Here is an 18,708-nt window from a genome sequence, read left to right on the forward strand (position 1 = left end):
GGTCGCCGTGAACGACATGTACGGCGGAGACATTCTCAAAGGGCACAGTCGCATGCGGAAGGTTCCGGCACCGGAGGTGCCGGCCGAGCGCGGCATGGTGGTCGAGGACGCGGGTTCGGGTTATTGCGGTGCTGTGGTCGGCTTCGAGCGCACGTACGACGGAGATTTCGTCCGACTCGAGGACGGCGCCCGAACGACGCGACTGTTCGCCTTGCGCGAGGCCGCATTTCTGATCGACGGCCGCCGGGTGACGCTGGTCCGCCCGAAGCCCGCGACCGCGGCCAAACCGACCAGATCGGCGTCCGGATCCACCAAGGTCGAGGGCCTGCGAGCCCGGACGGCTCGTGCCAGCCGTATCTGGGTCGAGGGTGTGCACGACGCGGCCCTGGTGGAAAGCGTGTGGGGACACGACCTTCGAGTGGAGGGCGTGGTCGTCGAACATCTCGAGGGCCTGGACAATCTGGGGGAGCGGTTGGCCGATTTCGGCCCCGGCCCGGGCCGTCGCGTCGGGGTCCTGGTCGACCACCTGGTGACCGGGTCCAAGGAATCGAAGATGACCAGATCGTTGGGCGAACACGTTCTCGTCACCGGCCATCCGTTCATCGACGTGTGGGAGGCCGTCAAGCCGTCGGCGGTCGGCATTGCGGCGTGGCCGAAGATTCCGCGCGGTCAGGACTGGAAGACCGGAATCTGTCGAGAGCTGGGCTGGGGAACTCCGCAAGAAGGATGGCGGCGGGTGTACTCGTCGGTGTCGAGCTTCCGAGATCTGGAGGCTCCACTGATCGGTGCCGTCGAACAGTTGGTCGATTTCGTCACCGAGTAGCTGTTACGACCAGCTGATCCGTCGGCGGATGTCCGATTCGTGCCAGGATGGAGCTTGTGGCAGCGATCTTGTGGCTCATAGCGGCGGTTGTGCTTGCCGGTGCCGAAGCACTGACGGGGGACTTCTTCCTACTGATGATCGCCGGCGGTGCGCTCGGTACCGCCGGGGTGTCGGCGTTGACCGACTTCCCGGTATGGGCAGACGCAATCGTTTTCGGCGTGTTGTCGTTGGCGTTGGTTCTGGGTCTGCGTCCGATCTTGTTGCGGCGCTTCGCACATCCGCCGGACACCCCGATGGGGGTTGCGGCTCTCACCGGTAAGAGTGCAGTCGTGCTCGAACAGGTCACTGCGCACGAAGGCCAGATCAAACTCGGTGGCGAGGTGTGGACCGCGCGTCCGTTGGACGAGACAGAGGTCTACGCCCCCGGTACCACCGTGACCGTGATGGAAATCGACGGTGCCACCGCCGTCGTATGGAAGGGACCGTAAAGCCAGTGGAAGCACTCATAGCACTGGCCGTCATCGTTGCGTTCGTCGCCGTGTTGATGGCCAAGTCCATCTCGATCGTCCCGCAAGCCGAGGCAGCAGTGATCGAAAGACTCGGTCGGTACACGCGTACCGTGTCCGGTCAGCTCACGTTCCTCGTCCCGTTCGTCGATCGCATCCGTGCGAAAGTCGATCTGCGAGAACGGGTCGTCTCGTTCCCGCCGCAGCCGGTCATCACCAAGGACAACCTGACGGTGTCGATCGACACCGTCGTCTATTTTCAGGTGACCAATCCACAGTCGGCCGTGTACGAGATCAACAACTACATCGTCGGTGTCGAGCAATTGACCACGACCACGCTGCGTAACGTCGTCGGCGGAATGACGTTGGAAGAGACTCTGACGTCCCGTGATTCGATCAACGGTCAGCTCCGAGTGGTGCTGGACGAGGCCACCGGTCGGTGGGGTCTTCGAGTCGCCCGCGTCGAGCTCAAGAGCATCGATCCGCCACCCTCGATTCAGGAATCGATGGAGAAGCAGATGAAGGCCGACCGCGAGAAGCGCGCGACCATTCTCACGGCCGAGGGGCACCGTGAATCGGCGATCAAGACAGCCGAGGGCGACAAGCAGAGCCGAATCCTCGCAGCCGAGGGCGGCAAGCAGGCGGCCATCCTCACTGCCGAGGGTGAGCGTCAGTCCAGAATTCTGCGGGCTCAGGGTGATCGCGCCGCGAAGTACCTCGAGGCTCAGGGGCAGGCGAAGGCCATCGAGAAGGTCTTCGGTGCCATCAAGGCCGGTAAGCCCACTCCAGAACTGTTGGCCTACCAGTACATGCAGACGTTGCCTCAGATGGCGCAGGGCGACGCGAACAAGGTGTGGATGATCCCGAGCGATTTCGGCGACGCTCTCAAGGGATTCGCCAAGACCCTCGGAGCCCCAGGCGAGGACGGGGTGTTCCGATACGAGCCCAACGAGTCCGCGGGCAACGAGCCGAAGCCCGAGGACGACTCGGACGAGGTTGCAGAGTGGTTCGAGACAAAGACCGATCCGGCTGTCGCCGAAGCCGTCAAGGCCGCCGAGGCGGTGGCCCGTAAGCCGGTGGACACGTCGTTGGCCGCATCTCCGGAGCTGTCCAAGGGTCTGGATATCGGTGCCCTGTCGGCATCTCCCGAGGCAGAACCGGAAGCGCGCTGATCACGAATTGATCGCGAATCCCACGCCCGCTGCTGCCAGTGCCCACAGAACGCTGGCGAAGGTGCCGATGATGAACTGTTCGGAGGCGTGGGATTCGCGCAGTTCGGGGTAGCGCGCAAGTCCTTTGACCGCCAGTACGATGGCGATTCCCTCGGGCCAGCCGGTGAGAATGGATACCGCAACGGCAACACGTTCGAGAATTCCTATCGTCAACCCTCCACGCAGCGGCTCGACCGGCTCGTCGTCGGTCGAGTCGTTCTGTCGTCTGGCGACGCGAAAGACGCTCGGCACCACGGCGGTGCCGCCGACGGCGGCCACGGCAACGCTCAGGACGACTCCGACTGCATGACCGACGCCGTGTGCCGGCCCGGCGAGCGTGGCAAGCACAGCGGCTGCGGTGAGCAGAGTCGAGGCAGCCGCGGTGGGGACCCACAGCCTGACGCGGTCACCGGCCGGGACGAGGGCGACACCTGCCGTCAGAGCCAGTAGAACGAGGGCGACGACGATCATGACGTGTGGCTTCCTGTCGTGTTCGCCGCGTTCAACAACCTCGCGGCAAGGGTGCGGCCGGCGTTTTCGACGTGCCAGCCGGCGACGGAAAGTCGTTGCGACATAGCCTGTTTGCTGATGTCGAGCCTTTCGGCCGCGTCGGTCTGCGACATTCCCTCTGCCATGAGCGCAACCGCTTCTCGGCCCTGGTCCGAGCGACGAGCGACGAGTATGGCAACCAAGGTCGATGCGGTTTCGGCGTCCTCGGCCGCTTCCGGCTCGGGTCCGGTGACGGCGAGCGCAGCAGGCGCGTTCTTCGCTCTGGTGACGGCGTCTCGGGCAGCCTCGAATGCCTGGCCCCGGCCGGCGCGCGTCGTGTCGGGTAACGGAAGCTCGACCGAACCGACGCCGATTCCCACGCTCCAATGCGGCGTCGCCACCAGGTCGAGGGCGATCGCGACGACGGTTGCTGCGTCCTCGCAGACGGCCTGGACCTCGTCGCCTGCGGTGCGTTCGAACGGGCGGATCAGATCGAAATCTCGATAGCGGTCCAGTAGATCGGGCACGCGATCGATGTCGCGTCTGCTGCGACGCTGGTCGACGGTCATGACGAACATTCGACAAGGCTAGAGCGTTGATTGGATCAAGTCAAGCTTCCAGGCTTGATTGTCCCGAATCAAGGTTCTCACCCTGACGCCTGTTCTCCGGTGCCGACGCGGCCTCACGAGTCCGCGACAACCGCCAGTCGACGAACAACCCGCTCACGCCGATCGCAATGCAGATCCCGGACAGCACCAGCAGTGCGGGATGGGTCTGCCCGCCGATTGCTCCACCGATCACCACGATCCCGAGGGTGCCGGGCAGCATGCCGGCGGCAGTGGCCAGAGCGAAGGGTACGAGTCGAACCGCCGACACACCGCAGGCGTAGTTCACCAGAGAGAAAGGCACCGGGGCGATCAATCGCAGAGAGCCGACCGCGAGCCACCCTCGTCGGCGCAGGCTCTCGTCGACAGAGTCGAGAGCCGAATGCGACATCCGCGACGCCACGGCTTCTCGCCCGATCGCCCGAACCAACAGCAGGGCGAGGACAGCGCTGACCGTAGAGGCACCGATCGTCACCGCCAGACCGGTGAATGGCCCGAACAGCACTCCGGCGCTCAATGTGAACAGGGTTCTGGGAATGGGTGCAATGGTCACCAGTGCATGGACGGCGAAGAACACGAGCGGAAACGCAGGACCGACCGAGGTGCCCCACTGGCGCATCTGCTCGACGCTCGGATGCGGGGCGAACACCGCAACGACAGCCAGGACGACGATCACCGCCAGTAGCGCGATCAGACGAAGGTCGCGCAGGTGCCGGGTCACGAGAGGCAAGAGTACCGGCGTGAGATGACAGAACGGTTCGGGAGCGGAGCCTGCGGAGTGACCGAAAAGGGGCGGGAGCGGAGCCTGCGGCGTGGGTCACCGAACGTGAGGTGATCCTCACGATAGCCTGCATGTAGGTGGGGTTAGCATCACTTCAAGTCGGGTGTAGGACTGCCCGCCGAACCGAGGGAGCAGCACACGTGTCCATCGCGTCGCACGAAGATGCCGCACGCAGTGCCCACGCGGCCTGGCAGCAGGCGGTGGCCGGGGTCCTGGCCAAGTCTCGCCGGGTCGATGTGGCCGATCTGCCTGCCGATCCCGAACATCTTCTCGATTCCACGACGTACGACGGAATCACGGTGTCTCCGCTGTACACCGCGTTCGACGAGCGCCCCGAGGGTCCGTTGCCGGGGCAGTTTCCGTACCTGCGGGGGCGTGATCCGCATCGGGACGTCAACGCGGGCTGGAAGGTGTGCACGCGTCACGGTTCCGACGTTCGTGACGGTGTGCCCGCGCTGAACGGTCAGATCCTCGATTCGCTCGCCAACGGCACCAGTGCGCTCTGGTTGACGGTGGGGTCGCGTGGGTTGGATCCGTCGGATCTGTCGGAGGCTCTCCGTGGTGTGCTGCTCGAGCTGGCCCCGTTGACGATCGATGCCCGCAGGGATGTTCGCGCGGCAGCGACGGCACTGTTCGACGTTCTCGATGCGGCAGAGATCGACGATCGCGCCGCCGTCGACGTCAGGCTCGGAGTGGACACTCTCACTGCTGCAGTGGCAGGCACGGAATCCATAGCGATGGCCGAGGCACTCGAACTGGCTCGCGCGTGCATCGACCGCGCCGAGTCGATGCGTGCCATCACCGTCGACGGCACCGTGTTCCACAATCTCGGTGCGTCGGATGCGCAGGAACTGGGTGCGTCGATCGCGGCCGGACTCGAGTACGTCCGTTCGATGACCGAGAACGGTGTGGCCGTCTCGGATGCTTTGCGCCAGATCGAGTTTCGATTCGCGGCAACCGACGACCAGTTCCAGACCATTGCCAAGTTTCGCGCTGCTCGCATTCTGTGGGCACGGATTGCGCAGGTGTGCGGTGCGCCCGACGCCGGTGATGCTCCTCAGCATGCGGTGACGTCGGAAGCGATGATGTCGCAGCGCGATCCGTGGGTGAACATGCTGCGTACCACTCTTGCGTCGTTCGGCGCCGGAGTGGGTGGTGCGGATTCGGTGACGGTGCTGCCGTTCGACGCGGCACTGAACGGTGGCGCCGCCGGAGTGTCCAAGACGTTCGCTGCCCGTATCGCGAGAAACACTCAGTTGCTCCTGCTGGAGGAAGCCCATCTGGGTCGGGTTCTGGATCCGGGTTCGGGCTCGTGGTACATCGAGGAACTCACGGCTGCGGTTGCCGCGACGGCGTGGGACTTCTTCCAGACCATCGAAGCGTCGGGCGGATTCGCTGCAGCAACCGCGGACGGTTCGCTGGTCGCCGACATCGAGAAGACCCGTGCAGAGCGCGATTCCGACATCGCGCATCGCATCACTCCGCTGACCGGTGTCAACGAGTTTCCGAATCTGGCCGAGGCCCCCCTGACTCCCGAGCAGACGCAGCCTGCCGGCTCGGCACCCGTGTATCGGTACGGCCGGGCATTCGAGTCGCTCCGAGATCGATCCGATTCTTATCTGGCCCAACATGATTCGCGGCCCCAGGTGCTACTGGTCCCGTTGGGGACCGTCGCCGAGCACAACGTCCGGACGACCTTCGCGTCCAATCTGTTGGCGTCGGGGGGAATCGAAGCGGTCAACCCCGGCCCCCTGGGCGTCGACGCTGTCGCCGGTGCTGTCGAAGCGTCGGGAGCCTCGATCGCCGTGGTGTGCGGAACCGACAAGCGCTACGGCGACGAGGCCGCTACTGCCGTGGATGCTCTGCGTGCAGCAGGGGTCTCGCGGGTCTTGCTCGCCGGCCCGGAAAAGATCTTCGCCGGCGTCGACGGCCCGTCCCGTCCCGATGGATTCCTGACCGCCAAGGTCGACGCCGTCGCCGTGCTGACCGAACTTCTCGACACGCTGGGAGCCTCGAAGTGAGTACCGACGAGAACCGAATCTCGCACACCATCGGCAGTTTCGCCGACGTACCGCTGGTCGATCCCGACGAGCCGACGCCGTCGTCGCCGTCCGCGGAGGACGTGGCCACACACGTGAAGAACGGTGCCAAGGCGAACTTCTACACCCCCGAGCAGGTGGTGTGGTCCACTCCCGAGGGCATCGACGTCAAGCCGGTGTACACCGAGGCAGACCGGGACGCCGCCGAGGCAGAGGGCTACCCGTTGCACAGCTATCCGGGTGCTCCGCCGTTCCTCCGCGGGCCGTATCCCACGATGTACGTCAACCAGCCGTGGACCATTCGTCAGTACGCCGGATTCTCCACCGCGGCCGAGTCCAACGCCTTCTACCGCCGCAACCTCGCGGCCGGGCAGAAAGGCCTGTCCGTGGCGTTCGATCTGGCCACGCACCGGGGCTACGACTCCGATCACCCGCGAGTGCAGGGTGACGTCGGAATGGCCGGGGTGGCAATCGATTCCATTTACGACATGCGTCAGCTGTTCGACGGCATCGACCTCGGTAGCGTCTCGGTGTCGATGACCATGAACGGAGCGGTGCTGCCGATTCTGGCGCTGTACGTCGCCGCCGCGGAGGAGCAAGGCGTCGGGCCGGAGAAACTCGCCGGCACCATCCAGAACGACATCCTCAAAGAGTTCATGGTGCGCAACACCTACATCTATCCGCCGAAGCCGTCGATGCGCATCATCTCGGATATCTTTGCGTACACCAGCGAGAAGATGCCGAAGTACAACTCGATCTCCATCTCCGGCTACCACATCCAAGAAGCCGGTGCCACAGCCGATCTCGAACTCGCCTACACCCTTGCGGACGGTGTCGAGTACATCCGGGCCGGTCTGGATGCGGGCATGGACATCGACACGTTCGCACCGCGACTGTCGTTCTTCTGGGCCATCGGAATGAATTTCTTCATGGAGGTTGCCAAGCTCCGCGCGGGGCGCCTGCTGTGGGCCGAGCTCGTCCAACAATTCGAGCCCAAGAGTGCCAAATCCCGTTCCCTGCGCACTCATTCGCAGACGTCGGGTTGGTCGCTGACCGCACAGGACGTGTTCAACAACGTCGCCCGCACCTGTGTCGAAGCCATGGCCGCGACCCAGGGCCATACGCAGTCCCTGCACACCAACGCGCTCGACGAGGCACTGGCGTTGCCGACCGACTTCTCGGCCCGTATCGCCCGCAACACTCAGCTACTCATCGCGCAGGAATCCAACACCGTTCGGCCGATCGATCCGTGGGGCGGGTCGCACTACGTCGAGTGGCTCACCCATCAGCTGGCGAATCGGGCTCGCGCACACATCGCGGAGGTCGAGGAAGCGGGCGGCATGGCGCAGGCCATCGGCGAAGGCATTCCGAAGTTGCGCATCGAGGAGGCGGCGGCTCGTACCCAGGCGCGCATCGACTCCGGGCGCCAACCGCTGGTGGGCGTCAACAAGTACGTGCCCGACGAGCCCGACACCATCGAGGTACTCAAGGTCGAGAACTCGAAGGTGAGAAAAGAACAGATCGAGAAGCTCGAGCGTCTTCGTGCCGAGCGGGACACCGCCGAGGTCGAGGCGGCATTGGCGAACCTGACTCGGGCCGCAGCGTCGGATCAGCCGGGCATGGAGAACAATCTACTGGCTCTCGCCATCGATGCCGCCCGCAAGATGGCCACCGTCGGTGAGATTTCCGACGCCTTGGAGAAGGTCTACGGGCGCCACCAGGCCGAAATCCGGACAATCAGTGGTGTGTACCGCGACGAGGCAGGCAAATCCGAGAACATCACCCGTGCCACCGCGTTGGTCGAACAGTTCGCCGAGGACGAGGGCCGTCGTCCTCGTGTTCTGGTGTGCAAGATGGGGCAGGACGGACACGACCGAGGCCAGAAGGTCATTGCCACGGCGTTCGCCGACATCGGCTTCGACGTCGACGTCGGTCCGTTGTTCCAGACGCCCGAGGAGGTGGCCCGGCAGGCGGCGGATAACGACGTCCATGTCGTCGGAGTGTCGTCGCTGGCGGCGGGCCATCTGACGCTGGTGCCTGCCTTGCGACAGGCCTTGGCCGACGTCGGGCGCGAGGACATCATGATCGTCGTCGGTGGCGTCATCCCCCCGGGCGATTTCGACGAGCTCTACGCGGCGGGTGCCGCGGCGATCTTCCCTCCGGGCACCGTCATCGCCGACGCGGCGATCGGCCTGGTGGAGAAGCTGTCCGTTGCGCTCGGGCATGCACCACGCGAGGCCAACGCCTGAATATGAACTCTCCGAACAAGGGCCGCGTCATCGACATCGATGCGGTGGCCGAGTCGGTCCGAGCGAACGAACGATCCGGCCTCGCGCGGGCGATCACGTTGGTCGAGTCGACCCGCGCGGACCATCGCGACTTGGCGCAGCAGTTGCTCCTCCGGGTACTGCCCGACGCCGGCGGATCGCACCGGGTGGGCATCACCGGGGTTCCGGGGGTCGGGAAGTCGACGTTCATCGATGCGCTCGGAATGCGGTTGATCGAACAGGGCCACCGGGTCGCGGTGCTGGCCGTCGATCCGTCGTCGACGCGGACCGGTGGTTCCATCCTGGGTGACAAGACCCGTATGTCGCGCTTGGCGGTGCAGGAGAACGCATACATCAGGCCGTCGCCGACCTCGGGAACGTTGGGCGGAGTGGCCCGCGCGACTCGAGAGACCATCGTCTTGCTCGAAGCCGCAGGGTTCGACGTGATCCTGGTCGAGACCGTGGGCGTGGGCCAGTCCGAGGTGACCGTCGCGAACATGGTCGACTGCTTCACGTTCCTCACGCTTGCGCGTACCGGGGATCAGTTGCAGGGCATCAAGAAGGGCGTTCTCGAACTCGCAGATCTGGTGGCCGTCAACAAGGCCGACGGCAAGCACGCGACCGACGCGAAGAACGCGGCGCGAGAGTTGGCGGGTGCGCTGCGGCTGATCTATCCGCACGATGCGATCTGGAAGCCCCCGGTGTTGACGATGAGCGCCATCGAAGGCACCGGCCTCGACGAGTTCTGGAACACGGTGCTCCGCCACCAGCAGGTGCTCCGTGACGCAGGCGAGTTCGCCGAGAAGCGTCGCAAGCAGCAGGTGGACTGGACGTGGACGATGGTCAACGATCAGCTACTGCGCCGGTTGGCTCAGAGCCCGTCGGTGAAGGCAATTCGAGACGACGTGGAATCTCGCGTGCGCGACGGGTCGCTCACGGCCGCATTGGCCGCTCAGGAACTACTCGACGCCTTCGATTCCTGACGTCTGCTGTCCCTACTGGGCGGGGTACAGAGTCGCCGCCAGCTCGCCGACGCGTTCGACGAGCTGATCGAAGAACGCCTGAGGATCGGCGTGGGTGGCGATGGCTGCGTTCGGAGGCTTGCCCCACATTCCGCGCCAATCCGCCACCGTCGTTCCGCGAGTGAGGGTTCCGACCAGTTCCACGTCCACGGTCGCGTGCCGGTAGGTGGCGATATCCGGTTGCACCGCCACTGCAGCGGCGAACGGATCGTGCATGTGGGCCAGAAAGCCCTGCTCGTGATCGCGATGGAATTCGAAGTAGAAGCGGACCGCGTCCGAGAAATGGCGCACGATCGGGTTCGAGGCCGTCGATCGCGTCCCCGGCGCATCGGTCGACGAGATCAGCTCGGCCGGAACGCTTCCGGCGCGTTCACCGAGAAGGCGAATGTGCTCGGGTGTCATCTCGATGGTCTCGGTGATGTCGAGTGCGCACACGATCGGACGCCGGTCCTCGGGTAGTCCGGAGAAAGCGGCGAAGACCTCCGCTGCAGCCTCGGGGTCCACCGCGATGTTCCACTCGCTCGTCGGCGTCGTGTTGCCCTGATGCTGAAAAGCACCACCCATCAGCACCAATCGCTTCAAAAGCCGAGGCAACTCGGGGTCTCGGCGGACCGCCAGCGCGAGATTGGTCAGCGGACCGGTGACGAGACCGGTGATCTCACCCGGTCGCGAGCGAACCAACTCGATCCACATCGTGGTGGCATCGCGTGCGGACAGGTCCCGACTCGACACCGGCAGCTCCGCATATCCGATGCCCTGCGGTCCGTGAGTGTCCTCGGTGGTCATCAAAGGTGCCACCAACGGCACCTGCGCACCGAGCGACACTTCGATATCGGCCGCGCGGCACAGGTCGAGCCAGGCCAGGTTGTTCGCGGCGACCTGGTTCACCGGCACGTTACCGGCGGTGGACGCTATGCCGAGGATCTCGGCCTCGTCGGTGGCCAACAGGTAGAGCAGTGCGAGCGAGTCGTCGATCCCGGTGTCGACGTCGACGATCATCGGTACGGTCATGCGTTCACCCGAGTCGTCGGGTTGTGGCGGACCGGGAAGTTGACCGATCGGGCGATGAAGCACTTGGCTGCGGCCTCGGCGTGCAGTTCCTCCGCACGGGTCACCATCGAGGACTCGGCGACCGTCACTACCGGAGCCAGGGTCACCTCGACGAACTGCCCCGAGCCGTCGGATTGCTCGGTCATGACCCCGGTGGGGGAGTCGACGTAGTCGGTGACGGTCACGTGCGACGCGGCGGCCAACCCGAGGTACCACAGCATGTGGCAGCTCGACAGCGACGCCACGAGTAGCTCCTCTGGATTCCACCGCTCGGGATTGCCTCGAAAGCTCGGATCGGAACTGGCCGAGAGATCGGGTTTTCCGGGTGCCGTGACCAAATGATCGCGGTCGTATGCGGCTGCATTCGCCGTCCCGTGTCCGAGATTGCCGGTCCAGCTCACGGCCAGGGCGTAGTCATGGGTGGGCATGGGTCCATCGTGCCAGGCCGCCGTCCACCGTCGTCACGCACGCCGAGGAGACCTGTCCGTATTGCGATCAATGCGCCAATTGTCAAGGTAGTGGCCAAGATTCGATCGACCGTCCTCTACCTGGGGGAATATACGCTCGTGCGTGCCGATGTCCGTTTCGGCGTTTGTCTGCTGGTCATTGCGCTCGCTAACGTTGCTGCAATGACGGTTGCGCAAGGTCCAGAATCGCCCGAGTCGTCACCCCAGATCCCGAAATGGGGCCAGCGCCACGTACAGCGTCTGCGGCGTGACGCATTCTTCAAACGTATGCGTCGCAAGCCGGCGATGTCGGAAGAGAGCATCACAGTCGTGGACCAGCCCATGCTCAAGCGGGCCGTGTCTGCAGCGGCACTGGGCAACACGATGGAATGGTTCGACTTCGGTGTGTACGGCTATCTGGCCGCGACACTGGGCAAGGTGTTCTACCCGGACGCGTCACCCGCAGTCCAGTTGCTGTCGACCTTCGCCACGTTCGCGGCCGCGTTCGTAGTACGGCCACTCGGTGGACTCTTCTTCGGCCCTCTCGGCGACCGCATCGGACGCCAGAAGGTCCTGGCCGCCACCATGATCATGATGTCGATCGGTACGTTGGCCGTCGGCCTGATTCCCAGCTACGACTCGATCGGAATCTGGGCTCCCATCCTGCTGCTCGTCGCCCGCCTGGTTCAGGGATTCTCGACCGGTGGTGAATACGGCGGTGCCACGACCTTCATCGCCGAATACTCACCCGACAAAAGACGTGGTTTTCTCGGCAGTTGGCTCGACTTCGGCACTTTCGTCGGATACGCGATGGGGTCCGGATTGGTGACGATTCTCAATGCGGTACTGGGCGACGCCACCATGATCGAATGGGGCTGGCGCATACCGTTCTTCATTGCCGGACCGATGGGCATCATCGGTTTGTACCTGCGCCTCAAGCTCGAGGACACCCCCGCGTTCCGCAAGCAACTCGACGAGCACGACTCCAAGGTCAAGGCGCAGGAGACCGGACGCAGCTCGATCGGAAAGATCTTCACGGTCCATTGGAAAGCACTGCTCATCTGCATAGGAATCGTGTTGCTGTACAACGTCACCAACTACATGGTGACCTCGTACCTGCCCACGTACTTCACCGAGGTCGTCGGTCGCAGCCAGCTCAGCGCCGATCTGTTGGTCTTGTCCGCGATGGTCGTGGTCGTGTCCATCATCGTGGCCGTCGGTCGGCTGACCGACCGAATCGGCCGCAAGCCGGTGTTCGTGTTCGGTGCCATCGGACAGATAGTCCTGGCCATCCCGTGCTTTCTGCTGATTCAGCGCAGCGGATGGATCGGGCCTCTGATTGCGTGCCTGCTGCTGGGAGTGGTGTTGGCGTGCTTCGCCGCACCCAGCGCCTCCACCTTGCCTGCACTGTTCCCGACGCGCGTGCGCTACGCCGCACTGTCGATCGGATTCAACCTGTCGGTGTCGATCTTCGGCGGCACCACACCGCTGGTCACCTCGGCCCTGGTCAGTTCCACCGGCAGCACCATGATCCCGGCCTACTACCTGATCATCAGCGGCGTCATCGGTCTGATCGCCGTCGGTTTCCTCCGCGAGTCGGCTACTCAGCCGCTCGATGGTTCTCCGCCCCAGGTGGATTCGACCGAGGAGGCCAAGGATCTGTACACCGAGGCTTCTGCACTGACCGGGAGTAGCTCCGCAGACCGGTCAGCGCGGTAACCAACCGGCCTCGTCGCTACCCCAGACGTGAGCCGGGTACGCGTAGTCGGAGTAGCAGTCGAACACCGGTCGCGCTGCCGTCACCGAGCCGTGCGTGACCACGCACTCGGGTGGCGGTAGCGCGGCGGGGCCGTGTTCGGGGTCGCGCCCGGGAAGACCGGTCAGCCACGCCGCCGTTGCTGCGAGCGCTACGTCGACCGGTGCCGCAGCGCCCGACCCTTCTACGCGCGCCGCCAGTTCCGAGACGATTCCGGCAGCCAGCAGATAACCGCTCGCATGATCGAGCGCCTGAGCCGGAAGCCGACCGGGCCGACCGTCACGGCCTTCCAGAACAGAGATACCGCTCGCAGCCTGAACGAGGCTGTCGAAGCCCCGCCGCCGCGACCAGGGACCCTCTGTGCCCCATGCGCTGATGCGCCCGTGGACGAGGTCCGCCCGGTGTTCGAGGCCGAAACGATCGAGGGCCCCCGGCCGATACCCGGTGACGAGCACGTCGGCCGAGTCGAGGAGCCCGAGCATCCGATCGAGTCCCTCCGCCGTGTCCAGGTCCAGCAGGGCCGACCGCTTGCCCTGGCCGTTCTCCAGATGCTGCCAGGGCAACTCCGGGTGCCGGGGCGAATCGACACGGAGCACGTCGGCACCGAGAAGTGCGAGAGCGCGCGTAGCGACAGGACCGGCAATCACCCGCGTCAGATCGAGCACCCGGATACCCGCCAACGGGTATTCGGCACCGTGTGGCCAAAGCGACGAAAGCAGCCGGAACGACGGAATGCGCACTCGGGCAGCCGGATCGGCCGCACTTCGTGTAACGACCGGACCGGAGCTCGCGGCAATACCAGCGGGGTGAGCGGACCATTGATCTTCCGTGCGGACCCGCACGGCCAGAGCGCCCGACGCCGCGCACAGCTCTTCGAGCTCGAACCCGGACATTCCACGGAGTCGATCGCCGAACACGTCGATCGACTCCGCCGAGCCGGCGCCACCGAGGCCCACCACACCGAGCAATGCCTCTCGGTGGTGTGGGTAGTTGGCGTGGGTTCTCACCCAACCGTCGGACACCGGGAAGAAGCCGGACAGATCGGCGAAACCCTGCACCGGCTCGCCGTCGATCCGCAACACGGTGTCGCCCATGAACGACGCGGTGATACGCGCCATGGACGCTGTCGGCGTCACCGTCTCGGAATCCGTCGTCACCGATCCCAGCGCGCTTTGCAACTGGGCGACGGCGGTGCCGAGGGCACCGACCGACTCGGCGGCGAGCGCCGCGACCGGAAGTGTCGATGCGAGATATCCAGTCGTGCCCGACGTTCCCTGCACCGCAATCAGTTCCGCTTGGCCCAGATCTCCATACCGGCCGCATTCAGACGGTCCACCAGAACGTCGCCCATGGCCGTCGCGGGAGTGAGAACTCCGCTGGCTTTCGGCAGTGCGTCTCCACCGAGAACCAGCGCGAGTGCGGACTCGGCGAGCATGACCGCCGTCGCCTTGTAGCCGGGGTCGCCGGACGCTTTGACCCGGGCCCGGTATCGCGCCCCGGACGTCGTCAGGGTGTATAGATCGACCGTGAAATGGCCCTTCTCTCGGGCCTTTTCACTGGGGCCGCTACCGGGCTTGGGCAGGATGCGATCGAGCACCTTGCCCGGCAGTACCGTCATGGCCGACACTCCGACGAACAGTCCTGCCGACAGTGCACCGGCGAGCACCGGGCTGACGACGGACGAGCCGACGCTCATCACCTCGCTGTACCGGAACTGCTTCCCGTAGGCCCAGTCTCGAAGTGCATTGGTACGCCGCACGACTCGTGTGTTGTACGAGGCCATCACGAACGGAGCCTTCCACCCGCGCAGGCTCGGATCGATCTTCTTTCCGTCGATGAGCACGGTATCGAGTTGGCGGCCGAGCTGAGGCTCGAGGCTTCGATCGGGGCTCAGCGAATACGGACGGGCCGCGATGCGTCGGGCCCGCTTGTCCTTCTTCATGGCCTCGATCTGACCACGGAGCGAGTCGACGGTACCGCCACTGACCCCGCCCGACATCGAGGTGACCACGAGCGTGGTGTCGGTGAGTTCGCCCGCATTGTCGGCCGTGACGGCCTCGTACAGAGCGTGGACACCGATGTCGGACGGAACCGAGTCGAACCCGCACGAGTGGACGATCCTGGCACCGGTACGTTGTGCGATCTCGTGGTTGGTGTCGATGCTCTCGCGAGCGAAGAGCACCTCGCCGGTGAGGTCGACGTAGTCGGTTCCGGCCTCGGCGCACGCAGTTGCCAGTGGCATGCCGTACTTGGCATACGGGCCGACCGTCGTGATGACGACTCGGGTCGATTCGACCATGGATCGCAGCGCAGCGGTGTCGGCGGCGTCGGCTTCGATGACGGGCCAGTTCTGGGCGGTGGGTCCCAGTTCCTTTCGCGCTGCCTCGATGCGTCCGGTGGACCTGCCTGCCAGCGCGATACGGGTGTCGGCAGGCGCGTGTTCGGCGAGGTACTTCGCCGTCAGCTTTCCTACGAATCCGGTGACGCCGTAGACGACGATGTCGTGGGTGCGGTCGGGGCCTGAGGTGAAATCCGAGTCGGACGTAGTCATGGTTACGACACTAACGCGAACGCCGCCGGCAGCGTCGGCTAGTGGGTCCAGGTGTGCACGGGTTCTCCCGTGTCCATCCTGTCCACGTAATCTCCCAACATCCCCGCGAGAGCCTGCTCCCGAGTATCGCCGGCCCGTTCGCGCGCGACGACGGCGGCTCGCTGCCACCCCGAACCCGACTGCTTGGCCAGGCACCGCGCTTCGATAATGCCGAGATAGCGGTCACGTACGGCAGAGTCGACGCCGTACGCGGCGAGACCGGCCTCGGCCATCGGAAGCAATCGGCGCAGTACCAGCTCCTGCGGACTCACCCAGCCGACCTCGGGCCAGTAGAGCATCGAATCGAACCCGCCGCGCGCCGCGGAGTGCACGTTCTCCTCGGCGGCATCGAACGACATCTGCGACCACAGGGGCCGATCGGCATCCGCGAGAGCCCGTACGGTGCCGTAGTAGAACGCGGCATCGGCGAGGGTGTCGACGACTGTCGGTCCGGCAGGCAGAACGCGGTTCTCGAGCCGGATGTGGTGCCCGTCGCCGGACCGATCGTAAATCGGCCGGTTCCACCGGTACACGGTTCCGTTGTGCATCCGCAGTTCCGACAGCGACGGTGTGTCACCTCGGGCCAGAGCGGCTTTGGGGTCCTCTTCGCTGCTCACCGGGAGCAGGGCGGGGAAGTAGCGCGAGTTCTCCTCGAACAGGTCGAAGATCGAGGTGATCCATCGCTCCCCGAACCACACTCGCGGGCGAACTCCCTGGTTCTTGAGCTCCTGCGGCCTCGTATCGGTGGCCTGCTCGAACAACGGTATGCGGGTCTCGTGCCACAGTGCACGCCCGGCGAGGAACGGCGAGTTCGCGGCGAGCGCGACCTGAACACCCGACAACGCCTGTGCGGCATTCCAATACGACGCGAACTCGTCAGGGGCGACTTGCAGATGCAGTTGGACGGACGTGCAGGCCGCCTCGGGCAGAATCGTGTCGGTCACGATATCGAGGTTCTCGGCGGCCGCAGACCCGGGCAGACGCACGCCCGCGATCTTCAGTTCGATGTCCTCACCACGGGCGGCGAAGATCTGCTGGTTCAGTAGGTCGTATCGCGGATTCGCCGACAGCCACCGATGCTCGAAGTGTTCCTTCGTCAGAGTCGGGAGCATGCCGATCATGGCAAGTCGACTACCCGAGCCACGGGCCCGCTCGTCGGCAGCATTCAGCGATCGCCGCAGATCCGTCTCCAACTCGGCGATCGACGAGCCCCGCAGCGGTCGAGGATCGACGTTGATCTCGATGTTGAACTGGCCCAGCTCGGTCTGATAATCAGGATCGGCGATGGCGTCGAGTACTTCGGCATTGGCCATCGACGGTGCCATGTCCTCGTCTACGAGGTTGAGCTCGATCTCCATGCCGATCTGGGGTTCGCCGACCTGGAACGTCTCGTCGGCCAACATGATGGCCAACGCGTCGAGACAGTCCTGAACCTTCTGCCGAAACTGGTGTCGGTCCTGTCTGGTGAACTTTCGGCGTTCGACATCCTCGCCCATGGTGACCGCCTAACGCTGTGTCTCGGTGCCGTTCGCTCACGCGAGACGGCGTCGTTTCCGAGTATCGCAGCCCGGGGTTGCTCCGGGGCATCCACGTGCAGAATCGCCCGGAGGAACGACCCCGGGGCCGATCGTCACCAGGGCGAGGGCTGGTAATCCTTGAGGAACGAGCCGTACAGATCGATTCCGAGTTCGCCCTGCACGATGGGGTCGTACACCCGCGCAGCACCGTCGACCAGATCCAGCGGCGCGTGGAAGCCCTCGTCGGCCAGCCGCATCTTGGTGGGGTGCGGGCGCTCGTCGGTGATCCATCCGGTGTCGACGGCGGTCATCAGGATGCCGCTCTCCACCATCTCCTTGGCGCTGGTGCGGGTCAGCATGTTCAGTGCCGCCTTGGCCATGTTGGTGTGCGGATGCCCCGGGCCCTTGTATGCCCGACCGAACTGACCCTCCATGGCAGAAACGTTGACCACGTACTTGCGTCGAGCCTGCGACGCCTCCATCGACGCGCGCAGGCGTGAGACGAGGATGAACGGTGCCACGGAATTGCACAGCTGCACTTCGAGCAACTCGACCGGATCGACCTGCTCGACGGTGTGAATCCAGCTGTTGGTCTCGGCGAGGTCGGGCACCAGGCCGCCCGCGTCGATCGCCAGTCCGTTCTCGATGCGCTCCGCTGTCACCGAACCCGCCACCATCGCCAGAGACGCAACGTCGTCTGCGCTCAGAGTCGCCGAGACCTGCTGACCGCCGATCGCCGTGGCCGGCAACGAGCTGGCCAACGACGCAGGGTGGGCGTCGCTGGTCTTGCCGAACGTGATCCGTTCCGGCCCGGCACCGTCGGTCAGTGCCGCGGGCAACGGTTCCGCTTCGGCGTCGGCCAGCGCGCTGTACGAGCCGGGGGAGCGCTTGACCGTCTGCGCAGCGTTGTTGATCAGAATGTCGAGCGGTCCCTCGGCCGCCACCGAATCCGCAAGAGCGACAACCTGTGCCGGATCTCGTAGGTCGATGCCGACGACGCGCAGACGATGGAGCCATTGGTCGCTGTCGTCCATCGCGGCGAATCGCCGCACCGCATCGTTGGGGAAGCGGGTGGTGATGGTCGTATGGGCACCGTCGCGCAGCAGTCGAAGCGCGATGTACATCCCGATCTTCGCTCGGCCACCGGTCAACAGTGCACGTCGCCCCGACAGGTCGGTCCGAGCGTTTCGCTTACCGCGGTTGAGAGCCGCGCACTCGGGGCACAGCTGGTGATAGAACGAATCGACATCGGTGTAGCGCTGCTTGCAGATGTAGCACGGGCGCGCCCTGATCAAGGTGCCCGCGATCTCACCCTCGGCGCGCGAGGTGAGGGACAGACCTGCGGTCTCGTCGTCGATACGATCCGGGGATCCGGTCGCCGTGGCCGCCACGACGGCCCGGTCGGCTGCGCTGACGGCGTTCCGTGCGGCAACGCGTCGAGCACGCTTGAGATCTTTGAACATGGCACCGGACGCCCGCTGGACGGCGATGGAATCCGGATGATTCTTGTCCAGCTCGGCGGCTTGTGCGAGCACCCGCAGACACGTGTCGAGATCGGTGGGGTCGATCGAGTCCATCTTCAGTCTCCTAGCATCGGCCCGGTCGA

The 18,708-nt window shown here is 65.0% G+C and carries 16 protein-coding genes; 7 read left to right on the plus strand and 9 right to left on the minus strand.

Annotation, left to right across the window (positions count from 1 at the left end; translation table 11 throughout):
* Window positions 1-16 precede the first annotated feature (16 nt).
* From J1M81_RS02455 to J1M81_RS02465, 3 genes are read left to right on the plus strand one after another with little or no spacing between them, the layout of a single operon-like run.
* Window positions 17-823 (plus strand): DUF3097 domain-containing protein, encoded by an 807-nt coding sequence (locus J1M81_RS02455; protein WP_032365846.1) that lies wholly within the window; start codon window positions 17-19, stop codon window positions 821-823.
* Between the two features lie 56 nt (window positions 824-879).
* Window positions 880-1,311, plus strand: coding sequence for an NfeD family protein (locus J1M81_RS02460; protein WP_027497041.1), 432 nt, complete (start codon window positions 880-882; stop codon window positions 1,309-1,311).
* 5 nt (window positions 1,312-1,316) lie between these two features.
* Complete coding sequence (locus J1M81_RS02465) at window positions 1,317-2,501, plus strand: SPFH domain-containing protein (protein WP_032370513.1); 1,185 nt, start codon at window positions 1,317-1,319, stop codon at window positions 2,499-2,501.
* Here J1M81_RS02465 and J1M81_RS02470 read toward each other — a convergent pair whose 3' ends face one another.
* From J1M81_RS02470 to J1M81_RS02480, 3 genes are read right to left on the minus strand one after another with little or no spacing between them, the layout of a single operon-like run.
* A complete protein-coding gene (locus tag J1M81_RS02470) occupies window positions 2,502-3,011 on the minus strand; it encodes a hypothetical protein (protein WP_094715397.1) in 510 nt (169 codons plus the stop codon).
* Window positions 3,008-3,607, minus strand: coding sequence for a hypothetical protein (locus tag J1M81_RS02475; RefSeq protein WP_206497537.1), 600 nt, complete (start codon window positions 3,605-3,607; stop codon window positions 3,008-3,010). The genes J1M81_RS02470 and J1M81_RS02475 overlap by 4 nt, the downstream gene beginning before the upstream one ends.
* Before the next feature lie 31 nt (window positions 3,608-3,638).
* Complete coding sequence (locus J1M81_RS02480) at window positions 3,639-4,355, minus strand: TVP38/TMEM64 family protein (protein ID WP_032400764.1); 717 nt, start codon at window positions 4,353-4,355, stop codon at window positions 3,639-3,641.
* A 200-nt stretch (window positions 4,356-4,555) separates the two neighbouring features.
* Here J1M81_RS02480 and mutA point away from each other — a divergent pair, with 200 nt between their 5' ends.
* The 3 genes from mutA to meaB are packed head-to-tail and all read left to right on the plus strand — an operon-like array spanning window position 4,556 to window position 9,704.
* Window positions 4,556-6,436, plus strand: coding sequence for a methylmalonyl-CoA mutase small subunit (gene mutA / locus J1M81_RS02485; RefSeq protein ID WP_206497538.1), 1,881 nt, complete (start codon window positions 4,556-4,558; stop codon window positions 6,434-6,436).
* Window positions 6,433-8,703 carry a methylmalonyl-CoA mutase gene (scpA, locus tag J1M81_RS02490; RefSeq protein ID WP_032372446.1) on the plus strand — a complete coding sequence of 757 codons (2,271 nt, stop codon included), beginning with the start codon at window positions 6,433-6,435 and terminating at the stop codon, window positions 8,701-8,703. Before mutA ends, scpA begins: the two co-directional genes overlap by 4 nt.
* 2 nt (window positions 8,704-8,705) lie before the next feature.
* On the plus strand, window positions 8,706-9,704 hold the full coding sequence (gene meaB, locus J1M81_RS02495) for a methylmalonyl Co-A mutase-associated GTPase MeaB (RefSeq protein ID WP_032365780.1): 999 nt from the start codon (window positions 8,706-8,708) through the stop codon (window positions 9,702-9,704).
* Between the two features lie 12 nt (window positions 9,705-9,716).
* On the opposite strand, the gene J1M81_RS02500 is transcribed toward meaB, so the two are convergent.
* Window positions 9,717-10,754 carry a nucleoside hydrolase gene (locus tag J1M81_RS02500; RefSeq protein WP_094717472.1) on the minus strand — a complete coding sequence of 346 codons (1,038 nt, stop codon included), beginning with the start codon at window positions 10,752-10,754 and terminating at the stop codon, window positions 9,717-9,719.
* On the minus strand, window positions 10,751-11,221 hold the full coding sequence (locus J1M81_RS02505) for an OsmC family protein (RefSeq protein ID WP_032372444.1): 471 nt from the start codon (window positions 11,219-11,221) through the stop codon (window positions 10,751-10,753). The genes J1M81_RS02500 and J1M81_RS02505 overlap by 4 nt, the downstream gene beginning before the upstream one ends.
* 306 nt (window positions 11,222-11,527) lie before the next feature.
* Between J1M81_RS02505 and proP the strand changes: the two genes are divergently transcribed.
* Complete coding sequence (gene proP / locus J1M81_RS02510; protein WP_371831431.1) at window positions 11,528-12,958, plus strand: glycine betaine/L-proline transporter ProP; 1,431 nt, start codon at window positions 11,528-11,530, stop codon at window positions 12,956-12,958.
* Here the strand turns inward: proP and J1M81_RS02515 are convergent.
* The 4 genes from J1M81_RS02515 to J1M81_RS02530 all read right to left on the minus strand — a co-directional run bounded on the left by J1M81_RS02515 (window position 12,947) and on the right by J1M81_RS02530 (window position 18,679).
* A complete protein-coding gene (locus tag J1M81_RS02515; protein ID WP_283348091.1) occupies window positions 12,947-14,275 on the minus strand; it encodes a CoA transferase in 1,329 nt (442 codons plus the stop codon). The two genes, proP and J1M81_RS02515, sit on opposite strands and share 12 nt — an antisense overlap.
* A 5-nt stretch (window positions 14,276-14,280) precedes the next feature.
* Window positions 14,281-15,546 (minus strand): trans-acting enoyl reductase family protein, encoded by a 1,266-nt coding sequence (locus J1M81_RS02520; protein ID WP_037219349.1) that lies wholly within the window; start codon window positions 15,544-15,546, stop codon window positions 14,281-14,283.
* A 38-nt stretch (window positions 15,547-15,584) separates the two neighbouring features.
* Complete coding sequence (locus J1M81_RS02525; RefSeq protein WP_032372441.1) at window positions 15,585-17,081, minus strand: glutamate-cysteine ligase family protein; 1,497 nt, start codon at window positions 17,079-17,081, stop codon at window positions 15,585-15,587.
* Window positions 17,082-17,215: 134 nt separating this feature from the next.
* A complete protein-coding gene (locus J1M81_RS02530; protein WP_032372440.1) occupies window positions 17,216-18,679 on the minus strand; it encodes an SDR family NAD(P)-dependent oxidoreductase in 1,464 nt (487 codons plus the stop codon).
* Between the last annotated feature and the right edge of the window lie 29 nt (window positions 18,680-18,708).

Source organism: Rhodococcus sp. KRD175, assembly GCF_017168275.1.
In the GTDB taxonomy this organism is placed as follows: Bacteria; Actinomycetota; Actinomycetes; order Mycobacteriales; family Mycobacteriaceae; genus Rhodococcoides; species Rhodococcoides fascians.